The organism is Pseudomonas sp. YL2, assembly GCF_023063025.1.
In the GTDB taxonomy this organism is placed as follows: domain Bacteria; phylum Pseudomonadota; class Gammaproteobacteria; order Pseudomonadales; family Pseudomonadaceae; genus Aquipseudomonas; species Aquipseudomonas putida_A.
In genome coordinates this window covers 309,833-331,465 of record NZ_JAJSLU010000002.1, presented here as the reverse complement: position 1 = coordinate 331,465, position 21,633 = coordinate 309,833, and the positions used below count along the sequence as shown (strand labels likewise).

At 52.9% G+C, this 21,633-nt stretch carries 27 protein-coding genes and 5 pseudogenes; 9 read left to right on the top strand and 23 right to left on the bottom strand.

The features are described 5' to 3' along the window. Window positions 1-329: 329 nt before the first annotated feature. From LVD08_RS04585 to LVD08_RS04575, 3 genes are all read right to left on the bottom strand, one after another. Window positions 330-554 (bottom strand): DUF2188 domain-containing protein, encoded by a 225-nt coding sequence (locus tag LVD08_RS04585; protein ID WP_247267549.1) that lies wholly within the window; start codon window positions 552-554, stop codon window positions 330-332. Between the two features lie 149 nt (window positions 555-703). Next, window positions 704-1,534: an alpha/beta fold hydrolase gene (locus LVD08_RS04580; protein ID WP_247267548.1), complete on the bottom strand. Its 831-nt coding sequence runs from the start codon at window positions 1,532-1,534 to the stop codon at window positions 704-706. A gap of 45 nt (window positions 1,535-1,579) precedes the next feature. Beyond that, the gene (locus LVD08_RS04575; protein ID WP_247267654.1) at window positions 1,580-2,023 is read right to left on the bottom strand and encodes a DNA methylase; all 444 of its coding nucleotides are present in this window, start codon (window positions 2,021-2,023) and stop codon (window positions 1,580-1,582) included. Window positions 2,024-2,397: 374 nt separating this feature from the next. Here LVD08_RS04575 and LVD08_RS04570 point away from each other — a divergent pair, with 374 nt between their 5' ends. After that, the gene (locus LVD08_RS04570; RefSeq protein ID WP_247267547.1) at window positions 2,398-2,661 is read left to right on the top strand and encodes a YgjV family protein; all 264 of its coding nucleotides are present in this window, start codon (window positions 2,398-2,400) and stop codon (window positions 2,659-2,661) included. On the opposite strand, the gene LVD08_RS04565 is transcribed toward LVD08_RS04570, so the two are convergent. Together LVD08_RS04565 and LVD08_RS04560 are read right to left on the bottom strand one after the other, a co-directional pair. Next, a complete protein-coding gene (locus LVD08_RS04565) occupies window positions 2,646-2,858 on the bottom strand; it encodes a hypothetical protein (protein WP_446739754.1) in 213 nt (70 codons plus the stop codon). The two genes, LVD08_RS04570 and LVD08_RS04565, sit on opposite strands and share 16 nt — an antisense overlap. A 61-nt stretch (window positions 2,859-2,919) precedes the next feature. Next, window positions 2,920-3,621: a glycosyltransferase gene (locus tag LVD08_RS04560; protein WP_247267545.1), complete on the bottom strand. Its 702-nt coding sequence runs from the start codon at window positions 3,619-3,621 to the stop codon at window positions 2,920-2,922. A 186-nt stretch (window positions 3,622-3,807) separates the two neighbouring features. On the opposite strand from LVD08_RS04560, the gene LVD08_RS04555 reads away from it, so the two are divergent. Together LVD08_RS04555 and LVD08_RS04550 are read left to right on the top strand one after the other, a co-directional pair. Beyond that, window positions 3,808-5,031 carry a zinc-dependent alcohol dehydrogenase gene (locus tag LVD08_RS04555; RefSeq protein WP_247267544.1) on the top strand — a complete coding sequence of 408 codons (1,224 nt, stop codon included), beginning with the start codon at window positions 3,808-3,810 and terminating at the stop codon, window positions 5,029-5,031. Between the two features lie 266 nt (window positions 5,032-5,297). Further along, on the top strand, window positions 5,298-5,708 hold the full coding sequence (locus LVD08_RS04550) for a response regulator (protein ID WP_247267543.1): 411 nt from the start codon (window positions 5,298-5,300) through the stop codon (window positions 5,706-5,708). A 503-nt stretch (window positions 5,709-6,211) separates the two neighbouring features. On the opposite strand, the gene LVD08_RS28185 is transcribed toward LVD08_RS04550, so the two are convergent. Together LVD08_RS28185 and LVD08_RS04540 are read right to left on the bottom strand one after the other, a co-directional pair. Beyond that, window positions 6,212-6,325, bottom strand: a complete 114-nt coding sequence (locus LVD08_RS28185) for a DUF1652 domain-containing protein (RefSeq protein WP_446739752.1) — start codon at window positions 6,323-6,325, stop codon at window positions 6,212-6,214. Window positions 6,326-6,852: 527 nt separating this feature from the next. Then, a pseudogene (locus tag LVD08_RS04540) lies at window positions 6,853-7,023 on the bottom strand (transporter); the annotation flags it as partial. A gap of 124 nt (window positions 7,024-7,147) precedes the next feature. On the opposite strand from LVD08_RS04540, the gene LVD08_RS04535 reads away from it, so the two are divergent. Together LVD08_RS04535 and LVD08_RS04530 are read left to right on the top strand one after the other, a co-directional pair. After that, window positions 7,148-7,405: a hypothetical protein gene (locus LVD08_RS04535; protein ID WP_145256697.1), complete on the top strand. Its 258-nt coding sequence runs from the start codon at window positions 7,148-7,150 to the stop codon at window positions 7,403-7,405. 37 nt (window positions 7,406-7,442) lie between these two features. Then, window positions 7,443-7,973, top strand: a pseudogene (locus tag LVD08_RS04530) (cupin). A 10-nt stretch (window positions 7,974-7,983) separates the two neighbouring features. Here LVD08_RS04530 and cydB read toward each other — a convergent pair. The 14 genes and pseudogenes from cydB to LVD08_RS04460 form a co-directional block, all read right to left on the bottom strand. Continuing rightward, complete coding sequence (cydB, locus tag LVD08_RS04525; protein WP_247267542.1) at window positions 7,984-8,985, bottom strand: cytochrome d ubiquinol oxidase subunit II; 1,002 nt, start codon at window positions 8,983-8,985, stop codon at window positions 7,984-7,986. Then, entirely contained in the window at window positions 8,982-10,373 is a 1,392-nt protein-coding gene (locus LVD08_RS04520; RefSeq protein WP_247267541.1) for a cytochrome ubiquinol oxidase subunit I, read from the bottom strand. Before LVD08_RS04520 ends, cydB begins: the two co-directional genes overlap by 4 nt. A 175-nt stretch (window positions 10,374-10,548) precedes the next feature. Next, window positions 10,549-10,773, bottom strand: coding sequence for a DUF2934 domain-containing protein (locus LVD08_RS04515; protein WP_247267540.1), 225 nt, complete (start codon window positions 10,771-10,773; stop codon window positions 10,549-10,551). 156 nt (window positions 10,774-10,929) lie between these two features. Then, complete coding sequence (locus LVD08_RS04510) at window positions 10,930-11,430, bottom strand: YciE/YciF ferroxidase family protein (protein ID WP_145256709.1); 501 nt, start codon at window positions 11,428-11,430, stop codon at window positions 10,930-10,932. Between the two features lie 154 nt (window positions 11,431-11,584). Next, window positions 11,585-12,402 (bottom strand): annotated as a pseudogene (locus LVD08_RS04505) (ZIP family metal transporter). A gap of 333 nt (window positions 12,403-12,735) precedes the next feature. Beyond that, window positions 12,736-13,620, bottom strand: a complete 885-nt coding sequence (locus tag LVD08_RS04500; protein ID WP_158828913.1) for a manganese catalase family protein — start codon at window positions 13,618-13,620, stop codon at window positions 12,736-12,738. Window positions 13,621-13,752: 132 nt separating this feature from the next. Beyond that, on the bottom strand, window positions 13,753-13,980 hold the full coding sequence (locus tag LVD08_RS04495) for a PLD nuclease N-terminal domain-containing protein (protein ID WP_042559210.1): 228 nt from the start codon (window positions 13,978-13,980) through the stop codon (window positions 13,753-13,755). A 90-nt stretch (window positions 13,981-14,070) separates the two neighbouring features. Then, window positions 14,071-14,517, bottom strand: coding sequence for a DUF421 domain-containing protein (locus LVD08_RS04490; protein WP_247267539.1), 447 nt, complete (start codon window positions 14,515-14,517; stop codon window positions 14,071-14,073). A 7-nt stretch (window positions 14,518-14,524) separates the two neighbouring features. Further along, a complete protein-coding gene (locus LVD08_RS04485; protein WP_247267538.1) occupies window positions 14,525-15,043 on the bottom strand; it encodes a hypothetical protein in 519 nt (172 codons plus the stop codon). Then, window positions 15,043-15,549 (bottom strand): CinA family protein, encoded by a 507-nt coding sequence (locus LVD08_RS04480; RefSeq protein WP_247267537.1) that lies wholly within the window; start codon window positions 15,547-15,549, stop codon window positions 15,043-15,045. The genes LVD08_RS04485 and LVD08_RS04480 overlap by 1 nt, the downstream gene beginning before the upstream one ends. Window positions 15,550-15,562: 13 nt before the next feature. Next, window positions 15,563-15,812: pseudogene (locus LVD08_RS04475) on the bottom strand (hypothetical protein). A 127-nt stretch (window positions 15,813-15,939) separates the two neighbouring features. Further along, window positions 15,940-16,761 carry a DUF3618 domain-containing protein gene (locus tag LVD08_RS04470; RefSeq protein ID WP_247267536.1) on the bottom strand — a complete coding sequence of 274 codons (822 nt, stop codon included), beginning with the start codon at window positions 16,759-16,761 and terminating at the stop codon, window positions 15,940-15,942. After that, complete coding sequence (locus tag LVD08_RS04465) at window positions 16,758-17,186, bottom strand: phage holin family protein (RefSeq protein WP_247267535.1); 429 nt, start codon at window positions 17,184-17,186, stop codon at window positions 16,758-16,760. Before LVD08_RS04465 ends, LVD08_RS04470 begins: the two co-directional genes overlap by 4 nt. After that, window positions 17,186-17,824 (bottom strand): hypothetical protein, encoded by a 639-nt coding sequence (locus tag LVD08_RS04460; protein WP_247267534.1) that lies wholly within the window; start codon window positions 17,822-17,824, stop codon window positions 17,186-17,188. The genes LVD08_RS04465 and LVD08_RS04460 overlap by 1 nt, the downstream gene beginning before the upstream one ends. A gap of 307 nt (window positions 17,825-18,131) precedes the next feature. Between LVD08_RS04460 and LVD08_RS04455 the strand changes: the two genes are divergently transcribed. Continuing rightward, window positions 18,132-18,581, top strand: a complete 450-nt coding sequence (locus LVD08_RS04455) for a low affinity iron permease family protein (RefSeq protein WP_247267533.1) — start codon at window positions 18,132-18,134, stop codon at window positions 18,579-18,581. 177 nt (window positions 18,582-18,758) lie between these two features. On the opposite strand, the gene LVD08_RS04450 is transcribed toward LVD08_RS04455, so the two are convergent. Continuing rightward, a complete protein-coding gene (locus LVD08_RS04450; protein ID WP_247267532.1) occupies window positions 18,759-19,874 on the bottom strand; it encodes a sensor histidine kinase in 1,116 nt (371 codons plus the stop codon). Window positions 19,875-20,126: 252 nt separating this feature from the next. On the opposite strand from LVD08_RS04450, the gene LVD08_RS04445 reads away from it, so the two are divergent. Both LVD08_RS04445 and LVD08_RS04440 read left to right on the top strand, forming a co-directional pair. Beyond that, on the top strand, window positions 20,127-20,345 hold the full coding sequence (locus tag LVD08_RS04445) for a hypothetical protein (RefSeq protein ID WP_042562089.1): 219 nt from the start codon (window positions 20,127-20,129) through the stop codon (window positions 20,343-20,345). A 115-nt stretch (window positions 20,346-20,460) separates the two neighbouring features. Continuing rightward, entirely contained in the window at window positions 20,461-20,715 is a 255-nt protein-coding gene (locus tag LVD08_RS04440; RefSeq protein ID WP_247267531.1) for a hypothetical protein, read from the top strand. A gap of 194 nt (window positions 20,716-20,909) precedes the next feature. Here the strand turns inward: LVD08_RS04440 and LVD08_RS04435 are convergent, their stop codons facing one another. Beyond that, complete coding sequence (locus LVD08_RS04435) at window positions 20,910-21,149, bottom strand: hypothetical protein (RefSeq protein ID WP_247267530.1); 240 nt, start codon at window positions 21,147-21,149, stop codon at window positions 20,910-20,912. A gap of 184 nt (window positions 21,150-21,333) precedes the next feature. On the opposite strand from LVD08_RS04435, the pseudogene LVD08_RS28110 reads away from it, so the two are divergent. After that, window positions 21,334-21,592, top strand: a pseudogene (locus LVD08_RS28110) (short chain dehydrogenase); the annotation flags it as partial. Window positions 21,593-21,633: the final 41 nt, after the last annotated feature.

Genomic DNA, 21,633 nt, shown 5'->3' with positions numbered 1-21,633 from the left:
CCTCTTCCAGGTTTTTCTCATTCAACACTGCCCAGAGAACGGTGCACGGATGCGCATTCGCGCAGATCGCCGTTGCGAGCTCGCCCCCATCACCGACTCGCGCAAATTCGATGGGCAAAACGGGCCCATCCAAAAACCATTTGCTTGCGAGCGGTAATGCTCCAGGTTTCCAAATCAGGGATCCCCATCCTAGGCAGGCAATTACCATTGAAAATTTCCTCTGGGTAGACATGCGCCGACGGACACGGAAAGCGAACTCCTGATAAAACTGTCGTCCTTGATAAGGATCGAAAGTCTTCTTCGCAGCCTCCCATTATTTTGGATTCGACTCAGCCTTTTGTTTTCCTAGGGTCGGCGGCACGAGGAAAGGTACGTTCCTCTTGTATCGTCCCATCCTCTTTGTGGATTTTTAGAGAGGCTGTTTTACCTTGCAAAAATTCGCTGGCTATTTCAGTAATTTCCGCTTTCGTAGAGGCCGTTTTGGAAGCACGTTGCGAGCCCTCTTTGACAAGCTCCCAAGCGTTTACTTTTTTTGTGATGTGGTAGTTATCCATGGATCACCTCGACATGATTAATCAACAACAGCTAGTAAGGTTGACCATCGTCGAACTGGAGAGTTTGAAAGGATTGGCGAAGAAACTAATGCTGCCTACGACTGCGTGTGCGCCCTCCCACAACGACGTTAACGAGCGGATTAACTGGCCTAGCTGCGCTCTAGGCTCGCCATATCATCTCGGTCTGCGATCCTCGATGCCATCCCTTCATCGTCATATTGCCGGCTAAGAAATTCGCGGATCAAGACGGCAGTTCGTCTAGCGCTGGTCACCACAAAGAAGTGCCCCTCCCCTTTAAGAATGCGAAGTTCTGAACGTCGAATTGTGCGGCGCAAGATATGGGCGTTGTATGCCTGTATTAACGGATCGCGGTCGCCGGTAAGAACCAGCGTGCGTTGAGGCAGCCGGGACAACCGAAGCAGGCTTGTCCATCCGATCAACGCTGCGAGCTGGAAATAGTAGGTACGCGGTTTAACAGAGAGCATGCCTTTCATCACACCGAACCGCAGCAGCGTGTGAATTGAATCGCGGGAGCTATCTTGCTTGGGCATTTTGGCGTTTTTACTCCTGCGGAAAAAATCCATAACGTCAGCAGGCTTCATCAACAGCACTAGGCCGGGAGAGGTTGCCGCGAGGATCAGCCTGCGTACCATGCTCGGGTAACGAAGAGCGAATTCTTGAGCCAGTGCACCTCCCCAACTCACCCCGAACACATCGACTTGGTCGACTCCCAGTTGCTGGAGCATTTCGGCAATCACGTCGGCATGGCTTGGCAGGCGAATGGGCCAACGGGGCATTTGCGACTTGCCGACTCCTGGCACGTCCAGCGTGATCGTCATGAAGTCGTCAAGTTCATCGCGCAGCGGATCAAAGGTACGTATCAAACCGCCCAAACCATTGAGTAAAAGCAGCGGAGAGCCCTGACCGCAGATCGAAACATTCAACTGCAAGCCCTTCGCTATTAGCCTGTGCGTTGTCATGATTTCTCCTTGCTGCACACAATTGGGAGGCAGTATTGGTGAGACTTAGGGGGAAGTTCCGAAGAGCTCCGCAGCCGCTTCCCTCATAAAAATCTCAATGGTTTTCGGCCCTACCCCTTCAAATTCAGATAGCCGTTTTTCGAATGCCTTACGATCTGCGCTTGCCGCGACGATGTTGCTGACCTTGCCGTGATATTCAGCATTCATCTTGTTAGCCAATGCCAACAACCGCGACGCGGTGGTCTCGTCGTAACGCACGTAGTGAGCCTCACCAAGCATCATGACCAACTGGCGGTGAGTGCAGCTCGCCAATTTGTGCGGCGTATCCCGATGATGTTTATCGACGATCACTTGATAGGCGTTGGCAGCAATTGGCCCCTGGATTCTCTTGCCCATCAGGAAACTGGCAAGCAGCCATTTGAATAACCCGGCTTCGTTCGCACCTTGAAGGTCGATTTGTAAGTCATGTGCGCAGATGATTTTGCTCACTGGTTCACCCTCAAGCGATGGTCTCAATGTAGACCAGGCGCTATCGCGAATGATCCAGCTGTGCGACGCCGTGATAAAGGAACCCTTATTCATGCTCGACGCCTAATGGTTGAACCTTACGATTTGAGAAAGTCGAAATGCATATTTCCGACACAATCCAAGTCATGGAATCGCTATCAGCCAACGAAGCAAACCTAAAGCTTCACGAGGGCTGGTCATTGATATCTGTGGTCGTCACAACCCATCCCAATGGTCAGCTTCATCCTTGCTACATTCTCGGCAAATCGAAAACCCCATCCAACCATCAAAAGCCCGATTGATTAGGGTTATATCGATAAGAGATTTGTTGCGCTGAACTGTAACGGGGGGATGATTTGGCTTATCTGGATTGGATTCAATGGCCAGCGATGGTTGTTACCGTTCTCGCCGCATGGCTAATCGGATCGCAGCGGCCAAGGCGGCGGATGATCGGATTTGTATGCTTCAGTGTGAGCAACGTTTTGTGGGTGATTTGGGGATTTTACGCAGGCGCGTATGCATTGATCGTATTACAGGTTTGTCTTTTCCTGATGAACCTTCGAGGACTCAAGAAAAATTCGAAGGGTAAAGAAAACGAGCATTCTCAGGACGGACGTTGACCATCGAAATTCTTCTTGAAGCCACGCGCATTCATCCCCAAAAGTATGCATTCGAGCAGGATCAGGGCGTAGGCATCAGCGTGAAGCCCCCAGATCACCCAAAGCACATTACTGGTGATAAATCCCCAAAAGGCAATCATGCGACGGTACGCTCGTTGCGACCCGATGAACCAGGCTGAGGCTACCGTCACTACCATGGCTGGCCATTGCAGGTAATCGATGTACTCCAAATTGTTCCCTCCTGCAGACGGCGCTTTTTTAAAGAGAGACGCCGGCGCTAGCCTGTGGATCAAGCGCAGGCAATCCCAGTGAGGCACCCAGATTGACCAGATACTCTCCAAACCCTCCACGACATTTGTAATCCTTACGGGCGCTGGTGATGACCGGATTCGTTGCTGTCCAAACGATATGAGCACCGATCCTCTTAAGGTCAGCGACCAAATGGACATCTTCGTGTGCGGTGAGAGGCTGGAACCCACCTGCGTTCCGATAGGCATCGGCACTCAAGCCAAGGTTAGCTCCGTGGATGTGCCGGTGATTCTCGATGAACTGGTAAAGCTCCATGTACTTTGAGCGAACCAGGTCTCCATGGAAATTCCAGCTATCCACTTCGACTGTTCCACAAACTGCATCAGCCTTGAACCCAATCTGACGCGCCAGCCAATCATGTGGCACGACGGTGTCGGCATCGGTGAAGGCAAGCCACATCGCGCCAGCGGCCAGAAGATGATCTGCACCGGTTGCTCTCGCCTTACCCACGTTCTGAAACGAAACTTCGATCCGTCCTACACCGTGTGCTGAAACAATCTGTCCGGTCTGATCAGAGCAAGCATCTAAAACGACGACTACGGAGACTGGCTGACCTGCCAATGCAGGATGCTCAGCCGCGAACAGAACAGATGTTAGACACGCAGCGATGTGGTGCTCTTCATTGTGGGCAGGTATGACAACTCCGATCATAAACGGCACCCTCGATTACCTGAGTTAAGACTCCAGCAGTCGACCCACTTCCGCTCAATTAGGTTTAAAAAATTACGAGCATGTCTACTTAGGCGACCGCTAGTCATCTGCGTATCTATCACTCTGAACTTAATTTCTCCGATCCTCCTCTCCCACTTACCATCCAGCTAAAGTAGGTAAGACGTTATGAGAGCACTCACCTATCACGGCGCGCACAGCGTCAAGGTCGACACGGTTCCTGATCCGGTTATCCAGGAAAGTGATGACATCATTCTTCGGGTTACCGCGACGGCGATATGCGGATCTGACCTCCATCTCTATCGGGGCAAGATTCCGACTGTCGAGCATGGCGATATCTTCGGGCATGAGTTCATGGGGATCGTTGAAGAGGCAGGCTCAGCGGTTACCGCAGTGCAACCCGGCGACCGCGTGGTAATTCCCTTTGTAATCGCCTGCGGCAGCTGTTTCTTCTGCGCAATGGATCTGTTCGCCGCCTGCGAAACAACAAATACAGGGCGCGGAGCGATCATGAATAAAAAGGCGATACCACCAGGAGCCGCGCTGTTCGGCTTCAGTCATATGTACGGCGGCGTTCCTGGCGGGCAAGCCGAATACGTGCGCGTGCCGAAAGCCAACACCGGGCCGTTTAAGGTGCCGGGGACACTGTCGGATGAAAAGGTTCTTTTCCTTTCAGACATCCTTCCCACGGCGTATCAGGCTGTAACTAACGCGGGGATTGGTAATGGTTCCAGCATCGCAATTTATGGTGCAGGGCCCGTCGGTTTGTTGAGCGCGGCCTGTGCAAGGATGCTCGGTGCCGACCAAATTTTCATGGTCGATCACCATCCTTACCGCTTGGCTTACGCGCAGAAAACGTATGGTGTAATTCCGATCAACTTCGATGAAGACGACGATCCTGCAGATACGATCATTCGGCAAACCAAAGGAATGCGGGGAGTTGATGGCGTCGTAGATGCGGTAGGGTTTGAAGCAAAAGGTAGTACGACGGAAACAGTTCTCGCGACACTCAAGCTTGAGGGCAGCAGCGGCAAGGCTTTACGTCAGTGCATCGCCGCCGTTCGACGCGGCGGCATCGTCAGTGTCCCTGGCGTTTATTCAGGGTTCATCCATGGCTTCCTGTTCGGAGATGCATTCGACAAGGGGCTGACCTTCAAAATGGGGCAGACCCATGTGCACCGTTTCCTACCCGAGCTCCTGGATCACATTGAGACAGGTCGTCTCGCACCAGAAGTCATCATCAGCCATCGCATGTCACTAGAACAGGCCGCTGAGGGATATAAAATCTTTGATAAAAAAGAAGAGGACTGCCGAAAAGTCATTCTGACACCCGGCGATAGCCACATCGATATTCCGGAGAGCGATAGCAGCGCAACACCGTTGACTACCTAAGTCTACCGGTAAGTGAAAAGGACGAGATGGTTCGGTTTTATACCGAAAACTCTCGTCCTTTTTTCATTTGGGGGAGCGATCCAAAAAAAGGCAGCGGTTTTCCACCCTGGTCGGCCTCTACTCTCCAGTTCGTTCAGGTACTGAGGACGATCTGTGATCTGGGTCATCAATAGATTCGCGAGGGGCCACAAAATCCTGAAATGCGAATACACTCACAAACTGACTCATCAAACGCCGACAGGTGCGCTCGGCTAAGGGATCTCGGATTGATCGTACAGTGGGAAGGTTTTTTGCCTATTGAAGGATCGGTGATCGTCATCGAGGACGATCCGACCTTGCGAGCGCTGATGGAAGAAATCGTATCGGAGGTCGGCGGGAAGGCGATCTCCTTTGAGACTGCAGATGATGCGTTAACCTATTTGCTTCAAACTCATGAACAGTGTCGTTTGGTGATCGCAGACCACGGCGTACCTGGCCAGATCCAGGGGATCGAATTCATCGAGATGGTAAGTAGTCGATGGCCATCAATTGCAGCAATCCTGACCTCTGGATATTTGATAGATCCAGAAGCTGTTCCAGCCTCTAGCATCTATCTGCACAAGCCGTGGTCGCTGGATGAGTTCGTGATCGCTATGGCGACGTTATTACAACCTGGTATCGCGATTCACAAAGCCTGACTTACAGGATCGGAGATGCGAAGGTAGGTCGGGCTCGACTTTGTAACTCCTCTCATCAGAAGCTTTGTGAGTGCCTCCTCTATCTCATCAGCAGCGCCGTTTTTATGCTCCGTAAGCGACCACTGCCAGTAACGATCTGCCATCAGGCCGCCAACCGCTTCTGCACATAGTGCATCACAGCTCACACCCATCTTTGTGGCTCCGCGATGACGGCTAGAAGTGCTTGCTCAAGTTGCTGTGTTCTATCGGAGGACACGGAACGGGCTCCATGAAAATGAAGCCTTAGTATGGCTGATACCAGTTTGACATCAAAGGCAGTTTTGGACTGCTATCCTTGTGCATGAATCTGCTCAACGCTCTTGGGCTCTGCGCTCGCTCCATTCGAACCTGGTTTTGCGTGCCGCCATCTCGCTGCGTAGCTCGCCAATTAGACTGGCAATCGCCCTGCTAGACGTGAGCGCTGGCGTCGAAACCCCCGTCACCAAAAGCTCCACACTGCCTGTTTAAGGATCAATAACCTTAATCATCAACGAGCCATCCGCATTTGTCGTGCATGTGCAGGACAATGGTAGAAAGCCACACTCAATCATATATCGGATCTCAAGGGCGGAGATCATGGTATTCGTCCTGGAAGCAGTTTCCATTAAGTATTGTTCATATGGGGAGGTAGTCAAAGATTCCATGACGGATTAATCGACAGGCCATTTCACGATGACTTTGCTGAAACGTTACACTTGCCGTCGGCCCGTCGCATATTTTTCGAGGCTTCGTCCGCCTCGAGCTTATCTTTCTTGCTACCACCGTTCAGACCACCCAATCAAAAGTCATCGAGTCCAATGGGAGAGAGAAGTCTCACCGAAAAGCGCCCTTTTGATCGTGCTGGAAACTCACCTGACGCATATCGGGTTCAACCGCAGCGCCAATCTTGAACCGTTTTGGCTGAGTTTCTTAAGGGACTGCCGTAGCATAACAATCGCCAATAACCCATTGGTGAGCGAGGCACCCCGCCACTGCAATCACCGTACTGATCGTCACCATTCTTCTCGACGATATCAGGAGGATAGGTGGTAAGCATCCAGCGAACACACCGACCGCATTCGGTCATTGACGTACACATAACACTGCCCGCTATTACCACCAAGGCTTCGGAAACCGTATCGGAATACGCAATCAGTCCACCGAATTGAGGCGATAGCATGAAACCGACGCTGGCACCAAGCAGGCCGTTTTCCTGCTTGTTGTCCTGCCAGTCTCCATCGATCTTGGTCTCTCCGCCACGATTGTAGGTCGCGTCCAGGGACGCCCGGAGCGCACGGATGAAGGCATCAGCAAGGAACCATGACTCCATGGGGTTGAACTCATCTGTCGTGGGTGTCGTCTAGCATACAAATGGAGCAATAAAATGATGCTTTAAAAACCTGGCGTCAGAGGACATATCCATGACTAAGCGCGCACGTTTGAATTACTTAAACGACACCCTTTTCGGCCCTATCGCCAAAACTATTGATTGCGACGTACTCATCACTCCCATCACATCAGGTGCCTTCCAAGTGCAGGTGCTATCCCCAGTACCTGATGATCTACACAAGGCTCACTCCTTGACCATGATTCTCTCTTCGGGAGAACGCTTGAACGGGACGGTGGCCCACGCCCGCAGACTGGAAAATGCTGATTTGGAGTTGCAGATCGATGTATGAAATTCCATTGCCACATCAGGGTTTCGGAGAACCTTGAATGAACAAACTGCGAGCTGAGACAGCTAACGTTCAAACCCTGCTGTTTGAACGCAACCAATGGGTTCCCAACAACCCGCGCCTACCGGTACTGATTTACCCCAACGCGATTGCAATTCAGGGCGACGCCCCAGCTGCGCGGTTCGAGCAAACCTTCATCGCCAATGGCTAGCCATCACAATGGCGATATGGGATTTACAGCTACCACCACTACCATACCGAAGGTCATGAAGTGCTTGGCATCGCCAGCGGTGGAGCTCGGCTGATGCTGGGCGGCTCGGAGGGTCATGTACTTGAAGTCAGTGCAGGCGACGCATTGCTATTGCCTGCCGGCACCGGCCATTGCAATTTAGATTCAAGTGAAGATTTTCTGGTAGTCGGTACCCATCCGCCGGGGCAACGTGCAGATATCTGCCGAGAGGCCCCCACCAATGCTCAACTGGCGAGCATCGACACGCTGCCGTTTCCCGACCAGGATCCGGTGCAAGGCTCGCAAGGCGCCGTACACCGGTATTGGGCTGGCCAAGGTTGAGATATTGCAGTCAATCACGAATGGCGCGAACCTTTCCGCTGAAGACTCTGAAGCCGTAGGTGTTGTAGAGGAGCGTCACCGGGATCAGCATGGCGAACCCGACCAGCATAAAAATCTGACTGGTGGGACTTGAGGCTGCTTCTTGCAAGGTCAGGTTAGGCGGGACAATCAATGGAAAGAGCGCTGCGACCATCAATGCGAATGCCAAGATGAAAATTCCCAGTGCGGCGAATAGCGGCAGATATTGCCGGCGGCTTCGAAAGCTCAAGGTAAAGCTGATCAGCAATGCAGCGAGCAATATTGCCGCTGGCAACCAGACAAGCCTATTTGAAAGACGATGCACATATTGAGCATCCAGCGTCGCTGTCCAGATCACCAACACGGCCAAAAGTATCATGGTCACGATGGCCAACGCCTTTGCCTGCCGACCTGACCGATGTTGCAGATCCTCTACAGTGCGCCAATACAGCCAGCACGCGCCTAACCATGTATAGGCCACGACGAGCACCGCCCCACAATACAACGGAAACAAGCCCAACCATTCCCAGCCGTTACCGCTGTATTGCCCGTCTTGATTAGGTACGCCTTGAACTAGCGTTCCCAACACAATTCCCTGAGTTGCCCCAGCTAGCAGTGAACCGATCAGCAGCAACCCATCGACCATGCGCTTCATACGATAGCTTTTCGAGTAATCGCGAAATTCCAGCGCGACCGCGCGAAGAATCAACGCCAGAAACATAGTGATAAACGGCCAATAAAGCGCCGGCAGCAGGACGGCATAAGCCAGCGGAAACAACGCCAGCAGACCGCCACCACCGAGCACTAGCCACGTTTCGTTAGCGTCCCAAATCGGAAGGATAGTCACCGCCATGGCACGTCGGTGCTTGCTGCAACGAGTAAGGCCCAGCAGCACCCCCACACCAAGATCAGTGCCATCCAACAGCACGTAGTTCAATACCGAAAACGCCAGCGCCGCAGCGGACAGTAGTGTTATCCAGTCATTGCCCATCATCGATGTTCGCCCTCAGGATCACCCGTCTCGTCCGCCAAAGAGGGTTGAGGCCCAGGCTCGTCTTCGAGAGGTGGCTCCCGCAAAAGTCGCAGCAGTACCCAGAAACCCATGCCGAAGATCACCAGATAAAACGACAGGATTGCCCACGTTGCCCCTACCACCTGCTGACGAGATACCGAAGACAGACTGTCAGCAGTTCGCATCAACCCATAGACAGTAAAGGGCTGACGGCCAACCTCTGTTACAACCCAACCACTCAGCATTGCCAGAAATCCAGCGGGCGCCATCAGCGCACTCCCTCGGAACATCCAACGCGCTGAGTACAAGCGATGCCGCCAGCGTAATACCAGACTGATTAACCCCTGCCCCAGCATCAATAGTCCCAATCCGACCATGACACGGAAAGCGAAGAACACGGGCGGCACAGGTGGTATGTCCTCAGGCGGGAATTCATCAAGCGCTTTAATAGTGCCGGTCAGGTCATGTCGCAAGTACAAAGACGCTACGCGCGGAATCGCTACTTCCCAATGGTTGCGTCGCTCAGCCATATCTGGAATGGCGAATAAACGTAATGGTTCCCCCTCTCCTTTCGCTGGTCGTGTCCAGGAACCTTCGATGGCGGCAACCTTTTGCGGCTGAACTTTAAGGCTGTGCTCACCATGCAGATCGCCCACCAGTAGTTGCACAGGCGTCAGCAACGCAACCACCCACAACGCCATAGAGTAGGCAAGCCGGGCTCGCGGGTTCTGTGGCACACGCAACAACTGCCAAGCGCTAACACCGGCTACCAGCGAGGCGCTGCCTATAATCGCGGCCAATGTCATATGCACAAGCCGGTAAGGGAACGAAGGATTGAAGATGATCGCCCACCAGTTTTCGGCAATAAAACGTCCATCGACTCCAATTGAATAGCCGGCGGGTGTTTGCATCCAGGAGTTGGCTGACAGGATCCAAAAGGCGCTGATCAAAGATCCAATTGCGACGGCGCAGGTGGCGAAAAAATGCAGCCTAGGGCCCACCCTCTTCAACCCGAACAACATGATACCGAGAAAACCCGCTTCCAGGAAAAATGCCGCCAGTACCTCGTAGAACATCAACGGCCCTAGAATGTCTCCCGCCTGGGCCGAGAGGCGTGACCAATTCAATCCGAATTGGTACTCCAAAATCACACCCGACGCTGTGCCTACCGCAACGTTGAGCACAAACACCTTTAGCCAGTAAAGGTAGACATCCAAGTAGATCCTACGCCTGCGCCACAGCCACAGTGCCTCCAGCACCATGAGAAAATTGGCCAAGCCAATGGTGAAGGCTGCCAGCACGATATGAAAGCTTATGGCAATCGCGAACTGGGCACGCGCTGCCATAAGCGCCGAATCAATCGCATCCATACAGCCCTCTAATGATTGGCCTGCATTTACGGAAATTTTCGCAACGCAAGCTCGTAGCTTAGCTGCGCGAAGAGCCAAATGGATGCGTGGATACAGGCGTAGCACTTGTCCGAAAATATTGCCCGTCGGCTCTTCCTGACTAATTGGCGGTCAAAAAAAGTAGGGAAAATCGTTCTCACGCCGACTCTCGCTTCTTGGAACGTAAATTTACTTCATATTTTGTCTTACCAACTTTATTAAAAAATTTATCGTTTTCATCACTCTGGACGGAAGTTCGCTTGAGCGCCGTCTCAAGCTGCTCTTGAGCAAGAAACCAATAAAAAAGGTCAGCGCCCTCTGGGCAAGCATCTTTTACCCAAAGTGCATACGCTCTTTCGCGAATAACCGATTCATCAATCATCTTTTTCTCCTGCTTGGCTATCCTGGGGCTCGTCAGGAAAATTCAGCTCCTTAGTTCGCTAGAACTGGATAGAGCTCGGATGAGTCATAATTTTCCTATCGAAGCTGGTCGACGGAACCATGCCTCCGTCGACCAGGACGTTTGCTGATACCGTTTTTATTTAGGATCCATGGTCGCTGCTTGATTACCACCTTGCTCCGCAATCTTAGTCAGCTTTTCGTCCGCACCTTTTTCTTCGGCAAGCGTTGCTGCTAATAAAGCTGCCGCGTCGTCGAGCTTTAGATGCTTTGCCATTGCTATCAGGGTGCCGTAGGCAGCAATTTCGTAGTGCTCCACCTTTTGCGCTGCACCAATCAATGCTGCGTCGAGAACAGCTCCCTTATCGATCTCTTCCAACAGCTCTTTCGACTCTTCGACAAGTCCCTCCATGGCCACGCACTTCATACGTTTCAGTTTGATACCGGTGAGTTCTACCAACTGATCAATGCGTTCAATTTGCCCATGAGTCTCCTCCAAGTGGGACGTAAACGCGTCTGCCAGGAGTGGATTCGTCGCTGCTTTCGCCAAGCGCGGCAATGCTTTGGTGATTTGTTTTTCCGCACTGTAAACGTCAGAGAGTTCATGGATAAACAAGTCTTCGACAGTTTTTCTAGCCATTTCCAAACTTCCTTCTGGTCAGTATTGGCGTCGCCCCGATGGGCGTCCGAATGGGATCAACATGCATTGCAAAACTTGCATTACATGAAGATTGACCAACCTCGTTTGAGACGTGTTCCGAATTTTTTTTGGGGGACAGACAAAAGGCTGGAAGCTAACCCAAAGCAGTGTCGAGAAACATCATCACACCGAAACCGAGCATCAGTCCCAAGGTCGCGGGAGTTTCATGACCGTTGCGATGAGTCTCCGGAATGACCTCGTGAGACACCACAAAAATCATGGCGCCCGCTGCTAAGCCGAGGGCAATGGGGTAGCCCAATGCGAAGCTGCTGGAAATACCCAAGCCGACGATGGCGCCAATCGGCTCCATCAACCCCGAACCCACTGCAATCAGCGCCGCGCGCAGTACGGAGATGCCCGTCACCCGCAACGCCAAGGCGACGGCTAGACCTTCGGAATGTCTTGAATGGCAATGGCAGTGGTTAGTGGCAGTCCGACCTTCATATCGCCATTGGCGAAGCTCACTCCAATAGCCATGCCTTCGGGCAGGTTATGCAGAGTGATTGCCAAGACGAACAACCAAACACGGTTGATACGCTGCGCGTCTGGCCCCCGGCGTCCGCTTTTCTCGTGTTCATGAGGGACGAAACGATCTAGGCCAACCATCAGCGTTACGCCCAATCCCAATCCCGCAACAACTACGCATGCTGCGAGCAACTGGTTTCCGAAAAGGGCCTGAGCTGCTTCGATACCAGCGAGAATGAGCGAGAAAGAACTGGCGGCCAGCATCATGCCGGCGGCGAAGACCAGCATGATGTCTTGAGTACGGGCGGCGATGTCTCGTAACGCAATCGCTAAAACAGCTCCCATGGCCGTTGCAGCGAAACCTGACATGCCACCGAGAAAAGCGAAGTGCAGATTTTGTTTGTTGGCGCCGACAAAGCCGCCATATCCGCATATGAGTAAGAACATTGTTGCGCAAATCAAAATTGACCAGAACGCGCGCCCGCCCCACCCAGTTCCTGAGAACCGGGCGAACCAGGAGCGAGGCGGCGCGCCTGATGAGGTCAACGGATCGGGCACGGATACCTCCTATTTTTTTGAATCGTACTTTTCAGTAGATACGGAAAGCGACCGTAGGAATTGCCTGGATACGCGTTGCGCGTCACGTTCAAAAGCGACGCTGGTGGCAAAGAGCATCTCAGGGCCAGTTAAATTCCGACGCGCTGATTTTTTGTTAACCATGCTGTGATTCCTCTCTGAATGAGATGAAAGACCGCACGCCGGAGGGCGTGCGGCTGCTCTTCAAGGTTGAGGTTCGCCTTGTACACCTGCCCCTAAGTCCGCCCCTGTGATCGGATTGCTGTCTGGGTCGGACATCGTCCTGGCTTTCATATCCATGAGCAGCGCCTCGTCCTCAGCGCTCAATTGCACAGAGGCGGTGCCGTCCCCACCATCCACTGCAGGCGCCGGATCTTCCACAAAGTCCCAATCGTCCCCTTCGTTCCAAGGGCCGCGAGTGCTGCCTTCGCCCTGTGACATGTTGAAGTAGACGTTGGTGAACTCCGGCATGCCCGGCAGTTTGCCCTGAGGGAAATTTGGCTGGATGGCGTGCAGTGCTTTTTCGAAAGATAGCTGGTGGGCGATTTCACGCGTCATCAGAAATCCTAGGGCCTCTTTCACACCCGGATCATCGGTAACATTCATCAACCGTTCATAGACAATTTTCGCTCTCGCCTCAGCGGCGATATTTGAGCGCATGTCTGCTGTCGGTTCGCCGATGGTGTCGACGTAAGCTGCCGACCAAGGCACGCCCGCCGAGTTAGTCAACGGAGCACCGGCGCCGTACAATAGACTGGTGATGTGAGAGTCGTTGCCGGCACCATTAATGGCGCGATAAAGCTCTCCTTCTTCCTCCACACCTTCAGCCATTTGTCCTTTAGCACCCTTGTTTAACATCACGATGATCGACCCGACGATCTCGAGGTGACTGAGTTCTTCGGTGGCGATGTCCATCAGCAGATCCTTTCTGCCTGGATCATCTTCTGCCAACGCTTGGGTGAAGTAGCGGGAGGCCGCTGCAAGCTCGCCCTGAGCTCCCCCAAACTGTTCCAGTAATAAATTTGCTAACCCAGGGTTTGGCTGGGCAACTCGCACGGTGTATTGAAGTCGTTTGTTATGTAGGAACATGACATTCTCCTCAGGCGAATCAGGGCTGCAGTTCACTCGGTAAGAGACCGAATGCCAACCCACATTCATCTGAAGCAAATGCGTCTGGGTTAATTTCAAAAACCTTCTGCACTAGCGACCAACGGATGCTGCTTACCCTTTGCTGTGTTCAGGCGACGATGGGCCTTCTTTGATTCCGCGCGGCCCCGCAACACCCCAAACGATTAAACCAATGACTGGGAAAATGATGAGCCCAATAGCCCAACCGGCTTTGACTCCCACCGTCTTGTCGCTGCGAAACACGCTTACGATGGCCCAAAGGTCAACGAGCAAAATGATCACTGCGACGGCAATTGCGAAATAGCTGGTAGCTTCCGACATGGCCAAGCCCTCCTCAGATTGATATTGCTTAGGCCCCACGAATCCAAGGGTGTTCAAGTAATTCCGCAAGTACATATCGACTCTCGCGAGTCAGTCTTCCTGGGCGATGACTGAGATCTTGCCGTTGCGCTCTAGGATTGCGAACTTGATCTCTTCCAGCTTCTCGATACCTTGGCTGGAACGTGCAGCCTCCATCACATCCGCTTCTAACAATCGCGCACGACGAAGGCGTTCGTGGAGCAGTTTTCCGTTCTCAACGATTACGGTCGGCTCGCCATCAATCAGCCGTGACATCCACCGCGAGCGCCGCTTGAGCAGGGACAGGCCAACGTCGATGGCGACAAGGGTGACGATGACGATCACAGAATTAGTGAGCGAAAAATCATCGCCCAGCAGGGCTTGCTGAGTCGCCTCACCGATCATCAGTAAAAGAATGAAATCGAAGGTGGTCAGTTCCGCCAAGGAGCGCCGTCCAGCGATCTTGAAGAGCACCAAGAGGGCCACATACATGGCACCTGCACGCAAAACTGAATCCATAAATCACCTAAGGGAAGATGAACTGCACAAGCTTTATGCCGTTGGTGCCCGGTGAAAAGATTTGACTGCGGTAGAAGCCAAGGCCATCCCCTCGCAGGGTGATATATAGCGTCGCTTGACCATCAAGGTCGGTCTGTAGCCAGAGCCTGATGCCCTGTGTAGAACTTCTTGAGCGCAGAGGTTCGGGTTGTAGAGTTTCGATACTGAAGCCTTCCAATAGCTGACCTGCGAGCTCCAGCTCTGCCTGAGAATCTGGCGCTGAATTCAAAGTGATTTTCATCGAGTTAGTCGAGCCGTTGCGATGGAACATTTCATATTCCACTCTGACTTTACCGTCCTCACTGCGGACATCTCTTGAACTGAGCAAGCCTCTGGAAAAGACGCCCATCAACCCCATCAAAACGACTAAAACCAACACGTACCAGCCGACGCGCTCAAAACGCCAGACCTTCAATTGATAGGTCATGTCCTCATGAATCGGGTGTTCGCGGCTTTTCAGATCTGCGTTATCGGAATCTGCGCTCATCAGGCTTCACCCCGCTCGCCAGCTCGCGCCCGACGATGAAAATGCGGTAGCCACTGCAATGCATATTCCGTTGCCTCTGCTTGAACCTGACAGCGTCCTCCGAAGAACCTGTGTTCATGACTGAAGACATAGCAGTCATCATCCGCCTGAAACGCCCAAGCAAAACAGATTGTGCCTGCAGGGATGCCATCGACATCGTCCGGCCCCAGTATTCCGGTAGTTGCGATTGCGACATTTGCGGTGCTATCTCGCAAGGCCCCCGTAGCCATTTCTTTAGCCACCTCGACGCTGGTGAGGTTGAAGGTTTTGATAGTTTGAGGGCTGACATGCAGTAGACGCTCTTTAGCTTGGGGCGAGTAAACGACGTAACCACATTCAATAAATTCGCCGCTGCCCTCCACCTCGGATAACAGCGTGACAATTTTCCCCGCCGTACACGATTCCGCTGTTGTGATCATCAATGCGTGATTACGCAGGTACTGAACAGTGTCGCCGGCGATAGACATGGCCTAAATAACCTCAGTGGTAATCGTCTCCAGCGACAGCACGCAGGTACGCGTCGTCTGCTTCCCGTCTCAGGTCGCGCCACTCGCCCCAAGTCAGAATTCCCAAGCGATCCATTTCATCCGACTGACGCAGCAGTTCATCGTGATAGGCGTCAGGGGCATTCCATCCGCAATTCAAGATTTTCCAATGCGCGATGCCAGGCATCCAAAGCGAGTAACCTAGTTTCCTGTACAAATGTCAGTTGATTCTTAAAAGCGCTCATCTCGCTCCCCCCGAACATTTCCCGGTTGAGCAACCGGGGTTGAGTTAGGTTCAACGTGTCGGACGAAAAACCGCATGACCTGAAACAAAGATGGGAGGCCTATTGCGGGCCTCCCGATGCCGCGCGGTTAGGAGGTGCCCAAGCCTTGAGAAAGATCTGCGCTGGCCGACGTGGTGGTGCGTGTTTCTTCAGCCGCAGACTGCGCCCTCGGCTGATCAGTGGTTTTCGTCACTGTGTCGCGCACCGCTTCATAACCCTCTTGCGCCTGCTTTTTCACCTTGTCGACCAGCCCCGCACTGGTGCGTCCCATGTAGCGTTGCTCGGTCTGGGTCGTGGGCAGTGCTGCGCCCAGCAAGGCTCCGAGGGCGATACCGGCAGCGGCCACCACCAACGGTTGTTCCCTGAGCAACTGGTTGAATTGCTGCCCCAATACCTGGGAGTTGCGCGTCAGCCGATCACCGGCGTCGTGCATGGCGTGGCTGAGATTTTCACCCGCCGCGCCGACGTTTTCTCCTAAGTGGGCGGCCTTGCCCTTGAGCGACTGGTAGCCCCCTTTGATCGAGTCAGCGGTCTGGTGCATATGTTCCCGTGCACTGTCTAACCCTTCTGCCAAACCGTCGGCCCACTCTCCCGCCTTGTCCTGATCAGGCCCGGTGCGATACGCAGGTTGGGGCACCGGTGGCCGATTCTGGCTCATCATCAGCCATAGCAATCCAACCGAAGTGAGCACGGCAGGCACCGGATTATTACGCACGCTGGTGCCGAGATTGCTGACAAAGATCGAGCCATTGTTCTGCATCATGCCCCACGCTTGATCGAACATCTGGCCGGGGGTGAATTTGCTCTCCAGCTTGTCGACGATGTTGCCGATACTGGCCCGTTGCGCGTCGATTTCCCGCTCGATCTGTTCCGGGCTTTTTTGCGATTCGATATCCAGTTCAGTGCTCATGAGACTTTCCTCCGCAGCGCTTCCTGATCCTTGTTCAAAGCATCGAGCGTCCGGTCAGGTTTGAAGTGGGATGGCTCAAATTGTTTTTTGCCCGACTGCAACATGGCGAAGCCAATGATCATCACCACCACACCGACGATGAGGGCTGCCAGCCATGGCGCCATGAACAGGCTCAAGCCGTAGACCGCTGACATCAGCAGAATGATGAAGCCCGCCAGGAACACAATCGCACCGCCCGCCACCGCAGCGATGCCGGCCTTGAGCGTATTGAGGCTGGTCTGCAGCTCGACTTTGGCCAGCGCCAGTTCCTTGGTAAATAACGCGGGAACTTCGCGGGACAACTGCCGTAATAGGCCCACCACCGAAGCATCGTCTGTGGACGCCAAGGGTCTGGTTCCTGGCAGATCAGGATCGTCTGTGTTCATCACAATACTCCTTTGGTGCTGGGCGAAACCGCCGCCGATGCACCGGCAAAGTCGGTCGGATGGTCTTGCTCATTGGGCGACGCAGGTGTGATTCCTGTGGCGAGTCCCGGGTTTAGGTCGGTGGACGTTTCGTAAGGCCGATGTACTCCGTACCCTCCCGAGGGCGGCGTCGAGCTGCCTGCAGCTGGATCGTGATGCGCGCTGACGGTAGCAGCCGCCGAGGTGCCTGCCTTTAAAAACCGCGACAAGCCGAACCCGATGGCCACACTGCCGACGATAAACAGTGCTGGATTGTTGCGAGCCAGATCGGCGGCGTCATGCAAGAGCTGCTCGGCGCTCTTGCCGCGCAGGTTCCCGGCGAGGCCTGTCATCGACTCGGCCATATCGGTGAGATAGTCGGACATGCCCAATGTGTCCTTGTCCTCCAGCTCGGAGACAAAGCTTTTCGCACCTTGGGCCAATGCCTCGATTTGATCGGCAGCGGTGTCGCGATATTGGCCGAACTGCGCATCGGCCTGCTCCCTAGCTCCACCGAGTGCTTCGGTGACATCCTCCTTCAAATGCTGAAAGTCTTGTCTTGGTTTAAGGTCTGCAGAATCGTCGGCCTGGGATCCCGCCCTGCTGTCTGAAGTATTCATGTGGCCCCTCGCTTTCCGTGTGAAAACGTTTAATGGGACTACACAGCAGAATTGCCCTGAGCCCCTCATATCAAAGGACGGGGCAGCTCAGGCTAGAGTTCAAAGAGGGTGATGAGCGTCAAAAGTGCTTCATCTAAGTTGCGCGGAATTAAGTTACGGCGCTCCTATATCAGACGCTTCTGTCGCTAGATTTTAGCTGCATGGAAACGATTTCGAGGTTCGAGATGCCGACGAAAGGTCGAATTGTAATAAAGTATTTCAGGCGTACCGGTTGTCTAGTTCTTACCTACAACTAGAGTTAGCAATCATGAAATTCGCACGATTCTGCCAAGCCCTTTCCAACTGGGCAGGCAGCTCAAAAACCTTCCTGCTGGCAATCGCTTTGATCGGAGTATGGGCGCTCACGGGGCCGTATTTTCATTACAACGACACGTGGCAGCTGATCATCAATACGTCGACAACCATCATCACGTTCCTAATGGTATTTCTGATCCAGAACACGCAAAACCGCGACAATGACATTCTACATCTGAAGATCGACGAACTGATTCGGGCAACTAAGGAAGCACAAAACGCGACGTTATGCCTTGATAAAATGGGCTCGAGAGACCTACGCAAGCTCCGGGATCAGTACAGCTCTCTGGGTGAGAATGATCAGGTCGATCTCGGTACTGCCAGTACGGATGAGACGATTTCTGCTGAAATACCTCTTCAATCTAAATCGCCTGACTCTGACCTTGGAGGTCTGCAAAGGTGAGGGCATTGAAGTAGCCTGCGGAAAGAGAGCAACTGAGCTAGCCTTCTTGTTAACCTCATCGATTGGGGCCCAATCGACCCACCCCTTAAGCGACCGGTGAGGTGAGCATCTTTCGCTAACATTCTTATAATTGAGCCTGGTTGGTCGTTAGCAAAAGCTGTGTAACGCCCTCTCTCCTCAACGTGGAAATTCTAGAGAGAATTGCAGTCCAGGATGTTGGTTCAGCATCGAAATTTCGCCACGAAGCTGGCGTGTCAGCGACTTAATAATCTTCATTCCTACCGACGAGTGCTTTTTGAGATCGAACCCTTCCGGAAGTCCCCTTCCTCTGTCAGTCACTCTCAACAGTACCTGGTCAGTGGACGCCTTTAACTCAACAAATACCTCGCCGCTTGCCTTGTCTGGATAAGCGTATTTAAGGGCGTTGGTGACCAGCTCATTCAGCACTAGAGCCAAAGGTATTGCTTTATCCAGCGGCAGAATTACGTCCTCCATATCGATTGCGAAACTCGTATGGAGGGATGCTGAGCCACGTAGGCCATCTATCAACTCAGACAAGTAAATTCCCGCGTTCACTGTTTCCACTTGATCAGCCTGATACAGCTTTTCATGCACTGCCGCGATGCTGGTGATTCTTCTACTGGTATCGACGAGTGCTGCCCGCGCCTGCGGATCTGCCAACTGGCGTATCTGTAACTGAATCAAGCCAATGATCAGCTGCAGGTGGTTCTTCGTTCGATGGTTGATCTCCTTGAGAAGCATGTCCTTCTGTTCAAGAAGTCGACTCTTCTGCTTTAGCGACCGTCTCAGCTCCAACTGAGCCATTACCTGTTTCGCCAGCGTTGCAAGGGCGAACTTTTGTTGCGGGGTTAACTCTCTTGGCTGACGGTCGAGGATGCATAGAGTCCCTAGACCATAGCCATCCGGTGTTTGCAATAAGCAGCCAGCGTAGAAGCGCAGACCTTCATCCGCCGTCACGAGAGGATTGGAACTCATACGTGGATCATCTCGCAGATCCGGTATGACGGTGACACCTGGTAGGAGAAGGACATGACGACAGATGGAAACGTCCAATGGCGTTTCCCTTATACCCAATCCGATTTCAGCCTTGAACCACTGCCGATGGCTATCGATCAGGTTCATCACTGAGATAGGCGCATCACAGATGGAAGCAGCCAAACTTACAAGTTCGTCGAAATCGGACTCGCGTGGGGTGTCGAGGATCTCATATCCATGCAGTACGGCAAGACGTTCCGGCGAATCGCATAAATCAGTGAAACGTTGCGCAATCATTAGGACTCCAGCATTGGGGCAAGCAGCATCAGTGCGATCAAACTCAAAGGAATCAAATGCATTGGCTGCGCGTGCTGATGGAGAAAGTGAGGAAATTCAGCATACAGCATCTGGAGCATTTTCTGATGACTGCAACACAGGATGTTCTAAGGTGTAATCTCAAATTTGTTGGACTTCATGGGAGATGAGCGGTTATATCCTAAAATCACCCGTAATCTGCAAGCTCAGCTGTTTTCATTTAAGGACGAGTCCATGCACGATAGCTTTCAAGCAAACGTAGCTGCAGCTGACGCTCTTACGTTGCTTCTGCATAACCAGCATGCAATTTGTGCGGCCATTGAAGAGGTTACGACGTGGCTTTCGAACAACGGAGCGGGGAATTCTGCGATCAATGCCCTCACTGCCATGGAAACATTAGACAGGAACGCTCAGGGGATTACGGACGCAATCTTGCGGCTACGTCAGTCATAGGCATCGCTTCCAACTGTCCGTCCAGCATGAACAAGTCAATTGCTTCTCGCTGATCTTGTTCTTCGCTTTCGGGACGAACTATGATTGAGCCGATGTAGCCAGACCAGGAAGCGCCATGTCAGCCTTCAGGACGATTGCCATTCTAGGAGTAGCCGTCGTCATCTCAACCGCAGCGTACTCAGCTCATTTTGTGGGGCAGCAGATCTTATATCTGCATCACAAGCTTTCTGCTTCGACAGAAAATCAGAGCTTCGCGACCCAGTGGCCCCTTGTAGAAGCAGCGCTCCCCAAACTGGAAGATCAGTTGCCGAGCTCGCTACAGAAGGCCACTCCCGTATCCTTGAATAATCTTGGTTCTGAAAAACGGTGAAACACTCGTCACGATAATTTCACATTTGCAGGTATACGGTTGTAACAGCTCCTTTAGTGATTCCAGCCCGCCCCCCATCGCGGGCTTTTTTTTGCGCCAATAAGGAATCACTTGTAAAGGCCTACACGCTCGCCGTTCGAGCTGTCCGCCCCTGACCAACTCACTCGATGATTGAGGAAAGGGGTGTCGGAGGGTTAGCGCGGATCCTGCTGATTGTCCATCACCGCATTATCCGTCTCCTCCCGCACACGCTCAGGGTCTAGCCCGACATCGTCATCATCAAGCGGACGCTCACCTTCATTATCCGGCAGTTCGTCAATCCCCTCCTCCTTCATTGGGCCAACTTCAGTGCGCCCAGGGCTCAATGGATCAGGTGAAGTGGGCATTGGGTCGTCCTCACCCATACCGCCTTGAAGCTTGGTATCGTGATTCATACACACCTCTCAGTACCCTCAATGGTGGGGGCATGTAGCTTGGAGAGGGTTCGCTTTTCGAGTGTTCGATTAATTGGCTTACCGACCGTCGCCATCCTTCCATTCACCCTTTCAGTCATCTCGATGGAACGTTGCTCCAGACCCCGTCCTCTATCGCAAGACGAGCAAATCTGAGGACATCATCATGATTGACCCAGCAACCGGTATGAAGGCGGGTGAGCGTTACATCGTAGAAAGTCTGGAACGCACACGACATTTCCCAGGCTTCTTCCTCGACGGGAAATATTACCTTGGCCCCGAATTGATGACGGCCATAGGTTGGTTGGAAGGTCAGCAGTTTTATTACGATGAGCTTGACCCCACTGGTGAGCCAGTATTCCCCAATCGACTCGCCGGCACTGTAGAAGACCTTACCCTCATTCTTGCAGACGGTGCGCGTTTACCTTTAAACGAAATGCCCTACGAAGCAGAGATCGATCCCTCT